Source organism: Terriglobales bacterium, from assembly GCA_035651655.1.
In the GTDB taxonomy this organism is placed as follows: Bacteria; Acidobacteriota; Terriglobia; order Terriglobales; family Acidobacteriaceae; genus DASRFG01.
In genome coordinates this window covers 294,919-306,807 of the sequence record DASRFG010000002.1, presented here as the reverse complement: position 1 = coordinate 306,807, position 11,889 = coordinate 294,919, and the positions used below count along the sequence as shown (strand labels likewise).

The following is an 11,889-nucleotide window of genomic DNA, read 5'->3' as shown; positions in this document are numbered from 1 at the left end:
ACCGGGCCATCCAGCCGCTGCAGGTTGCAATTGATCACAAAAATCAAGTTATCGAGCTTTTCGCGGGCGGCCAGTGTTAGCGAGCCCATGGACTCGGGTTCGTCCGTCTCTCCATCTCCTACAAATGCCCATATCTTGCGTGGAGTTTTGGCAATGATGCCCCGGTTCTCCAGATAACGCATGAAGCGGGCCTGATAAATGGCGTTCAGCGGCCCAATTCCCATAGACACTGTCGGAAACCGCCAGAAATTGGCCATTAACCAGGGATGTGGATACGAAGAAAGTCCGGGAGTATCACGCAACTCGTGCCGGAAGTTCTCCAGGTGCTGCTCTGTAAGCCGCCCCTCAAGGAATGCCCGGGCGTAGACCCCAGGCGAGGCATGACCCTGAAAATAGACAAAATCACCAGGCTGGTCGCCATAGGTAGCGTGGAAGAAATGGTTGAACCCTACCTCGAGCAATGTCGCCAACGAAGAATAGGTCGAAATATGCCCGCCAATCCCGGGATCCTTCTTGTTCTGGCGATGCACCATGGCCATTGCGTTCCAGCGGATCAAGCTCTTGATGCGCCGCTCGAGCTGGCGATCGCCGGGGTAGGGAACCTCCGCCTCCACGGGAATCGTGTTTACATACGGCGTGTTCAAATGCACAGGTACATCCACGCCGGTCCGGCGCGCGCGCCTGGCCAGGGCTTCCAGCAGGCGCGTGCCATGGTGGGGCCCCTCTTGCTCGACTACCTGGTCAAATGCCTCAATCCATTCCCCAATTTCTTGAAAATCGGGTTCCATGAAGACAGTAGGTTTTGCGATCATAAGAATAGTATGCAGCTTACGACACTGAACTGTCATGCGTTGTGGGTTTTACGTCCGGCACGGAGGGCCGTGGCCCAAACCTGGCTGTGCATCCTTACCGCCGTCTCGACCATCGAATTTTGACGTCCGTTGCGAGTAGCACCAGCCCAGCCGCAAGTATCTCCTTCGATGGTTCTGCCGTACCCGGGCCTGGGTGCTTTAACGAGCGCGTAGCTGGGCCCTTCCAAACTACATCGGGACTCGTTTATAACTTTCATCTCAGGGAGTCGACGAGGCATATCGAATGGCCACGAAACGTTTAGTCAAAGAGATGGTCGGAATCGGGAAAGAACCAACAGGCATTGCCGGCCTGGATGAGGTGCTTTTTGGGGGAGTGCCCAAGGGACGCAACACCTTGGTAGTAGGTGGACCGGGGGCGGGCAAGACCATGCTCGGACTTGAATTCCTGCTTCATGGTGCGCGTGATTACGGCGAGCCTGGCGTTTGCATGTCTTTCGAGGAGCCTGCCGAGCAGCTCATCGCCAACAGCACGTCAGTTGGCCATAACCTGAGATCTTTGATCTCTTCAAGAAAGCTGCTGATTGACCATGTCTACATTGAACGCAAAGAGATTGAGGAGACGGGCGAATACGACCTTGAAGGTCTCTTCATTCGGCTCAACCAGGCTATTCAACGGGTGAATGCGAAGCGGGTCTTACTGGACACCGTTGAGGTCCTTTTCGCCGGTTTGCAGAATACCGCAACTTTGCGTGCCGAATTGCGTCGCCTGTTCCGATGGCTCACCGAAAAAGGAATGACCACCATCATCACCGCTGAGACCCAGCCGGGAACCAACAGCCTGACCCGCTACGGCTTGGAAGAATATGTCGCCGATTGCGTGATCATCCTCGACCACCGCGTCAATGAGCAGGTCTCTACTCGTCGCTTGCGTGTAATGAAATATCGTGGTTCTCCCCACGGCACGAATGAGTATCCGTTTCTGATGGAAAGTAGCGGCATATCAGTCGTACCGATTACCTCCCTGGGACTGACGCACAAGGCCGGCACCGAAAGAATTTCGTCTGGAGTTTCCGGCCTGGACGAGATGCTAGGAGGCAGGGGCTTTTACCGCGGCAGCAGCGTCTTGATTTCTGGCACCGCCGGCACTGGAAAATCGAGCTTTGCTTCATTCTTCGCCAACGCCGCATGTGCTCGTGGCGAGCGCTGCCTGTACTTTGCATATGAGGAGTCCCCGAGTCAGATTTTGCGCAACATGCGTTCCGTCGGTTTGGATCTAGAGCAATGGATCAAGAAGGGGCTGCTGCGAATCTATGCCGCGCGACCGACCAGCACCGGACTTGAAGGACACCTGGCAATCATTCACAAGGCGCTCACGGAGTTCGATCCCTCCGTCGTTGTTATGGATCCGATTACAAATTTGGTCTCGGTGGGGAACCTTCCTGCAGTTAAGGCTATGCTCACCCGGCTCATTGATTTTCTGAAGCTGCGCGACGTCACCGCCGTGTTCACTAATCTGACGCTCGAGGGCATGGTCGAAAAAACAGCTATCGGCATCTCATCCTTGATGGACAGCTGGGTGTTGCTGCGCGACATTGAAACCGACGCGGACCGCCGGCGGATGCTCTATCTGCTTAAGTCACGCGGAATGGCGCATTCCACCAAGACGGTGGAGTTCCAGTTAAGCGACCGGGGGATCACATTGCGAGGCGAGAAGGCGGGGGTCGTTTCGCTCGAGAAGGGACGCAAATGACGAGAGTGCGATCCAAGAAATCAAAAACGCGGAAAAGGGGCACTCGGCGACGCAAACCGGTAGCCTGGGATCTGCGCCTGTATGTGGCTGGTACCACTGCCAAGTCGGTGACCGCATTCTCCAATTTGAAGCAGATTTGCGAAACTCATTTGGGAGGCAAGTACCGCATCGAAATAGTTGACCTGCTGCGCAATCCGCAGTTGGCGCAAGGCGACCAGATTATCGCTGTGCCCACCCTGGTTCGCCGTCTGCCACAGCCGGTCAAAAAGATTATTGGGGATTTGTCGAACACTGACCGGGTTCTGGTTGGGCTCGATCTCAAACCGGCTCGAATGACTCCGGCTGCCTCGCAGGCCTAATGGAGAAATCAGGTAAAAGGCAGCGCGATAAAGGGAAGGGCGCATCCTCCTTGGGCTCCGCATGGCGATTTCGGCCTGATCAGTTCGAACAACTGGTTGCCCAGACCTCGGCTTCTAAATTCGTGTTCAGGTTGTATATCGCGGGATCGAATCTGCACTCTCTGCGGGCCCTTGAGAATATCCGCCGTCTGTGTCGCGAGTACCTGAAGGGCCGTTTCGAATTGGATGTTATTGACTTGTATCAGCAGCCATCGTTAGCCGAACGCGATCAGATTGTTACCGCGCCTACATTGGTTAAGATCTCTCCCCGGCCGTCAATTACTTTCACTGGCGACCTGGATGACACCGAGAGAATCTTACGGAGCTTGGGCATTTCACCTTTTAAGGTACCGGTATTGAAGAATCGTGCAAAAAAAGAATAGGAGAACAGGGAGTGAGCTCCAGGAGCTCCGTACCCGGGCCAGCAGCGCGGAAGAAGCGCTCGAGTCCATCCGCTCGGGCGCTGTAGACGCGGTTGTTGTCTCTGGGCCTGCAGGGGACCGCGTCTTTACGCTTCATGGTACGGAGCATGCCTACCGCATTTTTGTAGAAGCGATGAATGAGGGCGCGGCTACCGTCGCCTTCGACGGCACCATTCTCTACGGCAATCGTTGTTTCGCCGACTTGGTCGGGAAGCCGCTTGACAAGGTTATCGGTACCTCGGTTTTTGATCTCATCCCGCCGGCCGAGAAAGATACTTTTGAAGCATTTTTTCGCAATTCTCTGGCTAGCAGCAGCAAGGTGGAGTTGAATTTTCGCACCGCCGCCGGCGACTTGGTGCCGGTGTACGTTTCAGGCAAGAGTTTCGAAGAATTTGGCTCTCGGGCGCTCTGCATGGTGATTACCGACCTCAGTGAACAGAAGCGTAACGAGCAATTGCTGGCCGCAGGACGGTTGGCGCGGCGCATTGTTGACCAGGCCACCGAGGTGATTGCGGTCTGTGATTATCAGGGACGGATCATACAGGCTAGTTTGGCGCTGCAGCTTATCTGTGGCCGCAGCCCACTGCTGGAGCGCTTTGACGATTGTTTGCGGCTCAGAATAGAGGCCCCGGAGAAACGTGAAGAAGGTCCCAAGTATTTCTCCGTAACCGATCCCTTGCAGGGTCGCATCTTCCGCGGGGTCGAGGTCAGTTACCAATCACCCCGCGGCGAGACCATGAATTTCCTGTTGAGTGCGGGTCCCATCACTCACGGCCCGGAAGAAGCTGATGGATGCGTAGTGACGTTGTTCGATATCGGGGAGCGCAAGCGTGCGGAGGAGTCTCTGCGTCGCTCCGAACGAATGGCTGCAACCGGTCGGCTGGCCGCTACCATCGCCCATGAGATCAACAATCCTTTGGAAGGGGTTACTAATTTGCTGTACCTGATTGAGACTATGCCCGGCCTTAGCCCTGAGGCATTGCGCTATGCAAATGCCGCCCAGCAGGAATTGGGGCGCGTCGCTCATATTACCCGGCAAACGCTTACCTTCTATCGCGAATCTAGCCATCCTCGGCCAGTGGACCTTAAGGAACTCCTGGAATCAATCCTCGCACTCTACTCCGGTAAGCTGCATGCGAAATCAATCACTTTGAAGAAGGAACTTATTTTCCAGGGTCAGGTTATGGGATTTCAGAACCAACTGGCCCAGGTCTTTTCTAACGTCCTCCTGAACGCGGTGGAAGCCAGTCCACCCAAGGGAAGGCTGCGGATCAGGCTTTATGCTTCACGAGAATGGGCCAACTCTAAGCAACGTGGTGTGCGTATCGTCATTGCCGATACCGGCAGCGGCATTCGTTCGGAAGATCGCTCCAAGCTCTTCGAACCCTTTTTCACGACTAAGGGCGAGGGAGGAACCGGGCTGGGACTCTGGGTGTCCCAGGGCATCATTCAGCGGCACCATGGTTTCATGCGGTTCCGCAGTCGGGCTGGTCGAAAAGGCTCTGGCACTGTGTTTTCTATCTTCGTGCCTATCGATCCTGCCCCACGTTCTCCCTCCAGCTGACATCACATCATTCGAAATATCGCCACCGGCCGATATGCGATTTAAACGGTGAGCCTTTATCTGGTCTCGGCAAAATTTCGCAGAATATTCGGTCCCAGGAATCCGCGACGGCAGTTTTGGACGGTTTTGACACATGCCCATCTGCAGCTGTCGTAGGGGCCTTTGTGGCGGCTCCTCTTGAACTCACAGCAGCCCCACTCTGCCGCTTCGCAGTGCAGGCCGGCGTACCCTCCCGAAACTTTCTGAAATTGCACCACGAAAGCCACCAGCGCTCTCGATAAACGCGTCTCGGCCCGCTTGGCGGCAGCCCGATTTCGCGATTGCGCAACTTTGGCCAGATCTCGCCTCAGCACCTTGGACCTCCGATACAGACGCGTAAACATTCGGTTATGCAAATGCCTTTCCCGGGGAGCATAAAGCCGGTACAGCTTATAGCTTTCTCGCGAAATTGAGATTGCAGTAGGGCGAAGCTCCCGTGATTGTCGAATCCAAGGGCGCCCGCGGCGAGCCCTTTTCCCCGCCCCACTCTTAGCCGGTGCCTGCTGAGTGCTTTCTTTGAGGTCGGCCACTTGGCGATCTAAAAGCGATAGTTGCTTGTCGAGGACGGCAAAACTCTCAAATGGTTCCTGCGCTCCAGCGCTGGGCGGGGCTACTGATTGCGCAGGCAGACTGCCTACCATAAACAGTACCGGGATCAATCGAAACAGCATTCTTCGGAACATCGCTTCTCTCAGCTTCCGTTCACGATGAGGGGCCCTTTTGCTCCAAGGCTCGAAGCAAGACCTGCAATGGAAAGCGATCGCCAGGACATTCCGTCGGGGATACGTCACTGTGCCGCATCACTCGCTGGATTGGAATGTTGTAGCGAGTTCTTAAGCGGCGGCAGAGACGAATCAGCGAATGCATCTGGCCCGCAGTAGGACTCGAGGGCCCATACAACCCGCTCGGATTTTCCGTATGACTGAAATTGCCAACCAGCGCGATTCCCAAGAAAGCGTTGTAACCGCGGGCGTGTGCTCCCTGGCAACGCTCTGGTCTTCCCGGCTGCACCGTCCCGTTCGGAAGTATTAAATAGTGATAGGCCACGTGGTAGACGCGCCCGAAGCAAAGGATCTCAAAGCCGCGACGGGCATGAAATTCGTCGATCATCTCAATGACTTGCTCACGCAGCTGCGATGCGACTTTTACGGGGACGACGCCGGAGTGATGCACGAGAATTCCCACCGGAGCAATGATGTTGAAGTACGAAACCACAGCCGTCTCAAACGGCTTGACAACCGGCCCAGGGTCCAACTTTGCGTTTACAAGCCGAGGACCGCCTTCATTCTTGCCGTAGAAGCTTTGGCTCGCGGCTCCGTCGGGATGTACAGCGAAGATCATCACCCCCCTCGATCCTGCAAGCCGCCTACCTTGCCGGACATAACCGAATACATCAGCGGCAAGTTGAGTTTGTACAACCAGTCCTGATTCGCGTACCAAAGGACCAGCTTGCCGCCGCGCCGAGAGGGCCGCGGGCCCACCTGTGAGAAGTGCATTCATCGCTTCGTCATTTGTCATCCATACGAGGTCAGACGTCCCGCGTACCGTACCCGAACAATCCACATTGACGAATGCCGGGGTGCTCCATTGCTCTCCCTTGCGGCAGGTCATCAATGCTGGAACGTGCTGCAAAGCGCCGTTTGGCACTTGCGGCGCTACCAATAGGCATCTCGTTGCATTTAGCACAGCATCAGGAACAGTGTTCTCCGGAGTCATCGCCAATTGCTGAAGAATCGACGTGACTTGTTGCACGCGCTTTGACAGTTGAGAACGCTGTATCGTATCTGGATTTGGCGGAGGCGACGGGCGCGGCTGCGGTCCGACCTGGGGTAAAACTACATTGGCTGGTGGTTTTTTATGACACCCGCTGAGGGATAGTCCCAGCAGCAGCAGGACCCCGGCTTTGCGCTTCATGGTTGTAGAGTCGTTGCCATAAACCATTGGATCGAACAGCTTTGAACCGGGTTGGTAGCCAATATAAAGAGGGTGCGGGTTTTTCGCTTGGGCCGGTTCGCTTTTCCTGGAATTTGGTTTAGACTTTAGTAAATACTTCCGAATACCCCGTCTCTGGAGCGTTTTGCCGTGTCCAGCCTTCCCCTTCGAGAAGATTCACACCACAGGAATTCTCTTCCTTCCAACCGCAGCCGACGGCTTGCAGCATTGGATACCGTCGGCGTGCAGGGCTTGGAACCGGTAGCAGGCTTGCAAGCCTTGCTCGAGGAGGCCCGCAGGCGGACCGGCGCTACTGGGGCTGCGATCGCAATGCGCGCGGCTGGTGGATTATGTTGTGTTGCCCGATCGGGTGACACGGTTCCCGAGCTAGGTACGCGCCTCGATCCGGAAAGCGGCTTGACCGGCCTGTGTTATCGAACCGGCAAGTCGCTCGTCTGCAATGACAGTGAGAACGACTCGCGAGTGAATCCTCTAGCCTGCAGAGTGTTGAATGTTAGATCGGTCGTGGTCGTCCCCATAAGATCGCAAGATGGCGCAGTGATTGGCATCCTGGAGCTGTTGTCGCAAGCTCCCAATGCTTTCGGCGAAGCCGAGTTTGGGCAATTAAGCCAACTTAAGGAATGGTTGCCGCAGGAACAGAATCCTCAGCATGTGGACCAACCTTGGAGCTCAGACCAGAGCCATCTCCAGGAGACGCTTGCGCCGGCTGTACCGTCATCGTTGTTGCCGTATAGATCGTCTGAGGTTCAGCCTCTCTTCCTCTTGCCTCTGGACACCGAACTTCCCCCGAAGCCTGCTATGCGAAAACTGCATTTCACATTCATGCCTCCCCGCGTGCTCCGGACTGGGGTGGCCGCGCTCCTGGTTGTGACCGCGCTCATCGCGTACAACCGCGAGCTCAAAGGCATTGTGAGGGCTTCCGGCGTGAACTCTTCTCTCGTGCGTTCTTCCGCTAATCTGCCGGAAAGTAATCCGGATCCTTACGTCTCCTCATCCGGAACTGCTCCGCCAAACTCGGTTGCCGACGCCTCCCAAATTCTTGCTGCCATCAAGGGACCGGTTTCCCTTGCAAGTCTGAGCAGCGTCTCCTCTGCTGCATCGGCCGGCAACTCGCAAGCCCAATACGAGCTGGGTTTACGTTATGCGGATGGCGCGGGCGTGACTGAAGATTATCGCCAGGCCATGCGGTGGTTCCTCAGCGCCGCTCTGAAACGTGACGCCATGGCAGAGTGGAAGGTCGGACTTGGGTATCTCAGCGGAATCGGCGTCCAGAAGGATCCCCGCGCCGCGGTAGAGTGGCTCAAGAAGGCAGCCAATCAAGACCACGCCGGAGCACAACTCATGCTGAGCCAGCTCTATCGCACTGGGATGGGTGTCAAAAAAGACTCCGTGCGTGCATTCACGTGGGCCAGCATTGCCTCCACTCCGGGATCACATGAAACGCTCAAGCTACGAGAACTGCGGGCATCCCTGACGCCAACGCAATTGGACGACGCCACTCGCCGAATTTCCGCCTGGAGGCAAAACCATAACAAAACGAACTAATGGGCATCGACCCCAGGCAGTTACTTTAGCTACCCAGCCTGGCCGTTATTTTGTGGCAGAATAGTTTCTGAGCAGAAGCCGTTCTCGCTGCATCGGCCAATGGTATTCTGCCAGATATTTGTCTGTTCGACTGCAGCCTAATGGCAAAGAAACGAACAAACTCGAATTGGGGCAAACCGTCCGGCATTGCACCGGTTGTGCCGTCAGCATTCGAGCGCGAGGTCAAGCGCTTGAGGCTCTCACCTAACGATCCTTATGATCGCCTTGCTGCCTCCGAACAACTTCGCGCGTGGGCCCAGGATAATTTTCGCTCTCACTACGTGCCAGAAAAATTACTGAAGAGTTGGGGACTGAACGCGGCGGGCCTACCGGAAGACTAACTCACTGAATCTAGCGATAGCCGCTCTGCCAACGCCGTAGCGCGGCCAAATAAAGCCGGGGCCTTCATTCGCCGACAGTGTTCCTCAAAGTTCGCTCGCGGTCCGTGCCAACGAAGGTCCTCGACCGTATCAAAAGCAGGCACATCTAATCTCAGGGTCGCGAGAGTGCGAAACAACAGCGCATCGTCCCATGCCTTAAATAGCGACTCGGAGAGTAAGCGGGCCTTGCGGATAGAAGCATGCCATTCCCGCCAGTCCTTTGGAATGCCTTCAAGGTGGGGATACTGCGATAAAGTAAGGGCCGCGGCCTTCGCACCCCAACCCGCCACCCCTGGAAACCCGTCAGCACTGTCGCCCACCACAGCCAGGTAGTCCGGAATTGATTGCGGTTTCACTCCGAACTTGGCGATGACCCCACCTTCGTCACGCAAGATGTCACGCCTGCGGTCCAGCTGGACGACCCGAGTGCCCACAACGCACTGACTGAGATCTTTGTCCGGCGTACAAATCAGCACCTGCCTCACCCCGTCGTCTTTAGCAGCTTTATGGGCGGCGGAGGCGAGTGCGTCATCTGCCTCGAAGTAAACCATGGGCCACACCACCACTCCCATGGCTACCAACGCCTCCTCGAGGATAGGGAACTGCGAGAGCAATTCCGGGGGCACACCTTCGCTGGTCTTGTATCCGGGATAGAGGTCGTTCCGGAATGACTCCACTACATGATCTGTGGCAACTCCAATGTGAGTGGCGCCGCGCTCGATCATGGATAAGACGGAGGCCAGCACACCGCGTACTGCGCCAATTTCCTGCCCGTTTACATCCGCTGACCCGGGCACCGCAAAGAAGTGCCTAAACAATTCATAGGTGCCGTCAACCAAATGAACATCTACGTTGCTGCAGGGAAGCGAAATGTCCGCCACTCCGAAGTGTCCCATCTAAATTAGTCTATTCGCCCTGGAGGTTTGCGCAATCTTCAGCCCGTCGCCCTCACCTGACTGCAGCTTCCATAGAATCTGGCGCAACATACCCAGCCACACTGCCGAATCGCTAGCCTTAAGATTGAGACGGTGGATCGTGCGGCGAACCTTACTTTCTGTAGCCGCTCTCGATTTCACGTACCCGCTGGCCTGCAGCGTTTCAAGCAGAAGGACGGTGATCCGCTCGATATCACCCGCAGTCGCGAGCCCCTGTTTGTCCTCCGGCCCCTTCGAACCATCACGGATAGAGGGATCACGCACCAGTTCGTAGAGGCAAACGGCCACGGCCTGCCCCAGGTTCATGGAGAGATTATCCTGGTGCGTCGGAATGTTTATCAGCCAGTTGCAGTAGTTCAGGTCTTTGTTCGAAAGGCCGACCTTCTCCGACCCGAACAGGAGGGCGGTTTTCCCGGATTCAAGCCGCCTACGCATGAGGCTTGCGCCCTGTTTCAAGCTTCTGAGAGGGAGTTGCAGATGCCGGTGACCTACCGCAGTCGTTCCCACCACCAGCGTGCAGTCGGCCACCGCTTCGGCCACGGTGTTGTATTCTTTCGCATTCGCGAGTAATGCCGATGCCCCAATCGCCGAACGTGCCTCACGAAATGCGATGTGGTAAGGGTTGACGACTCCGAGGTTGGAAAACCCGAAATTGCTCATGGCTCGAGCTGCCGCGCCAATGTTGAGCGGATTGCGCGTAGCGACGAGCACCACGCGGAGGCGGTCGGCTTTAGTGGGAACAAGCAAGAATGCTGATTCTACGACACGCTCAGAGGCTACCCTTCGGTCTCAGGCCTCTCGTCTTCCCTGAACTGATTGCGCTTACGGTATGCCAGCACGGTTATCCCAACCGACATAAACATCGGGGGGATAATCAATATCAGAATTCCACTGCGCAGAGACTGAAGCAGCCGAACACTGGACCTTGCAGCTTGGGTATAGCAGAGGGGACAATTCTGGGAAAACAGCGGAATAGGAAGCGCCAGCATCCCTATAATAAAGGCGGCCATCAGGACCGCTCGAACCGAACCGAAACTCATTTTTCCTACACTCATGTTTCTTTCCCGTCTCTCTACGGCAGCAGTCGGAAGCGAAGTAGCCGGAAGCTGTCCCACCAGATCATGTTCATCATGCCGAGAACGAAGATCAGTCCGACAATGACGGTCACCACAAAAGTGCGGCGTTCCGTCCACAGGTGCATAAAGAACAGGACCGCCAGCCCCGCCTCGACTGTCGCCAACATCAGCATGCGAAGAAACATCTGCGAAATATCAAGATGCTGATATGCAACCACGAACTGCAGTCCCGCGATGATTAGCACGCAGACATAAATGACCAAATATCGGGCCAGGCTCCAACTTTGGCTTTCTGCTGTGGCCATAGAATCCTTTCTTCGCTCCGTTCAGTGGGCAACATTCATCAGGTAGACGAACGGCACTACGAACATCCAAACGATATCTACAAAATGCCAGTACAGCCCCCAGACCTCGATATCATCCGAGCTGTAGCGGCCACGACGATAGCCGAGCGCCACCACCGTCAGCGCGATTACCCCCGCTACCACGTGGGTCAGGTGCAGCCCTGTGACGCTAAAAAACACCGCGCCAAACAAGCCGGCTCCCCAGGGATTTTGAAACAGCCGCAAGCCTTCATGGATAAGACCCAGCCATTCTCGAATGTGCAGGAGGGCGAAAAGCAGGCCACATAAAACGGTAATAAAGGTCCAGCGAATGGCAGACGATTTGTTACCCGAGGCCGCAGCTCGCATGGCGATCAACATAGTCAGGCTGCTGGTCACCAGGATAAAAGTCATGAGCATTGCATTCAGGACGGTCGGCCGAAAGTGGAAAGGCTGGGGCCAACTCGGAGTGGCGTTTCGCAAGTAGCCGTAGGCGAAAAGGAGCGCAGCAAAAGTGACTGCATCAGACATGATGAACAGCCACATCACCAGCTTGTTGGAACGAATCGCGAATGGCGATTGCTCCAGCGCACCGGCGTGATGCGTACCGCCTATCGCGGACACATTAGCTTCGCTCACAGCGCCTCCTGTTG

General features: G+C 55.9%; 12 protein-coding genes. 6 read left to right on the top strand and 6 right to left on the bottom strand.

The genetic code is table 11. The annotated features are described in order from the left end of the window. On the bottom strand, positions 1-812 hold an 812-nt coding region (locus VFA76_02310), incomplete at its 3' end, for a pyruvate dehydrogenase (acetyl-transferring), homodimeric type (GenBank protein ID HZR30673.1). 283 nt (positions 813-1,095) lie between these two features. Here VFA76_02310 and kaiC point away from each other — a divergent pair. The 4 genes from kaiC to VFA76_02290 are packed head-to-tail and all read left to right on the top strand — an operon-like array spanning position 1,096 to position 4,946. Beyond that, a complete protein-coding gene (gene kaiC / locus VFA76_02305; GenBank protein HZR30672.1) occupies positions 1,096-2,562 on the top strand; it encodes a circadian clock protein KaiC in 1,467 nt (488 codons plus the stop codon). Further along, a complete protein-coding gene (locus VFA76_02300; protein ID HZR30671.1) occupies positions 2,559-2,921 on the top strand; it encodes a circadian clock KaiB family protein in 363 nt (120 codons plus the stop codon). The genes kaiC and VFA76_02300 overlap by 4 nt, the downstream gene beginning before the upstream one ends. Further along, positions 2,921-3,343, top strand: coding sequence for a circadian clock KaiB family protein (locus VFA76_02295; protein HZR30670.1), 423 nt, complete (start codon positions 2,921-2,923; stop codon positions 3,341-3,343). Before VFA76_02300 ends, VFA76_02295 begins: the two co-directional genes overlap by 1 nt. Continuing rightward, positions 3,327-4,946 (top strand): ATP-binding protein, encoded by a 1,620-nt coding sequence (locus VFA76_02290; GenBank protein HZR30669.1) that lies wholly within the window; start codon positions 3,327-3,329, stop codon positions 4,944-4,946. The genes VFA76_02295 and VFA76_02290 overlap by 17 nt, the downstream gene beginning before the upstream one ends. 741 nt (positions 4,947-5,687) lie before the next feature. On the opposite strand, the gene VFA76_02285 is transcribed toward VFA76_02290, so the two are convergent. Next, the gene (locus tag VFA76_02285) at positions 5,688-6,899 is read right to left on the bottom strand and encodes an N-acetylmuramoyl-L-alanine amidase (GenBank protein ID HZR30668.1); all 1,212 of its coding nucleotides are present in this window, start codon (positions 6,897-6,899) and stop codon (positions 5,688-5,690) included. Positions 6,900-7,145: 246 nt separating this feature from the next. On the opposite strand from VFA76_02285, the gene VFA76_02280 reads away from it, so the two are divergent. Both VFA76_02280 and VFA76_02275 read left to right on the top strand, forming a co-directional pair. Beyond that, positions 7,146-8,483 (top strand): GAF domain-containing protein, encoded by a 1,338-nt coding sequence (locus VFA76_02280; GenBank protein HZR30667.1) that lies wholly within the window; start codon positions 7,146-7,148, stop codon positions 8,481-8,483. A gap of 140 nt (positions 8,484-8,623) precedes the next feature. After that, the gene (locus VFA76_02275; protein ID HZR30666.1) at positions 8,624-8,863 is read left to right on the top strand and encodes a hypothetical protein; all 240 of its coding nucleotides are present in this window, start codon (positions 8,624-8,626) and stop codon (positions 8,861-8,863) included. On the opposite strand, the gene VFA76_02270 is transcribed toward VFA76_02275, so the two are convergent. The 4 genes from VFA76_02270 to VFA76_02255 all read right to left on the bottom strand — a co-directional run bounded on the left by VFA76_02270 (position 8,860) and on the right by VFA76_02255 (position 11,875). Beyond that, the gene (locus VFA76_02270) at positions 8,860-9,798 is read right to left on the bottom strand and encodes a 5'-3' exonuclease H3TH domain-containing protein (GenBank protein HZR30665.1); all 939 of its coding nucleotides are present in this window, start codon (positions 9,796-9,798) and stop codon (positions 8,860-8,862) included. The genes VFA76_02275 and VFA76_02270 overlap by 4 nt on opposite strands. Beyond that, positions 9,799-10,584 carry a TrmJ/YjtD family RNA methyltransferase gene (locus tag VFA76_02265; GenBank protein ID HZR30664.1) on the bottom strand — a complete coding sequence of 262 codons (786 nt, stop codon included), beginning with the start codon at positions 10,582-10,584 and terminating at the stop codon, positions 9,799-9,801. Positions 10,585-10,909: 325 nt separating this feature from the next. Next, a complete protein-coding gene (locus VFA76_02260) occupies positions 10,910-11,218 on the bottom strand; it encodes a cytochrome C oxidase subunit IV family protein (protein ID HZR30663.1) in 309 nt (102 codons plus the stop codon). Between the two features lie 21 nt (positions 11,219-11,239). Further along, positions 11,240-11,875 carry a cytochrome c oxidase subunit 3 gene (locus tag VFA76_02255; protein ID HZR30662.1) on the bottom strand — a complete coding sequence of 212 codons (636 nt, stop codon included), beginning with the start codon at positions 11,873-11,875 and terminating at the stop codon, positions 11,240-11,242. Between the last annotated feature and the right edge of the window lie 14 nt (positions 11,876-11,889).

Coding starts and splice junctions, on each gene's coding strand:
- VFA76_02285 (HZR30668.1), bottom strand. CDS start 6,899: ATGAAGCGCAAAGCCGGGGTCCTGCTGCTGCTGGGACTATCCCTCAGC.
- VFA76_02275 (HZR30666.1), top strand. CDS start 8,624: ATGGCAAAGAAACGAACAAACTCGAATTGGGGCAAACCGTCCGGCATT.
- VFA76_02260 (HZR30663.1), bottom strand. CDS start 11,218: ATGGCCACAGCAGAAAGCCAAAGTTGGAGCCTGGCCCGATATTTGGTC.
- VFA76_02295 (HZR30670.1), top strand. CDS start 2,921: ATGGAGAAATCAGGTAAAAGGCAGCGCGATAAAGGGAAGGGCGCATCC.
- VFA76_02270 (HZR30665.1), bottom strand. CDS start 9,798: ATGGGACACTTCGGAGTGGCGGACATTTCGCTTCCCTGCAGCAACGTA.
- kaiC (HZR30672.1), top strand. CDS start 1,096: ATGGCCACGAAACGTTTAGTCAAAGAGATGGTCGGAATCGGGAAAGAA.
- VFA76_02300 (HZR30671.1), top strand. CDS start 2,559: ATGACGAGAGTGCGATCCAAGAAATCAAAAACGCGGAAAAGGGGCACT.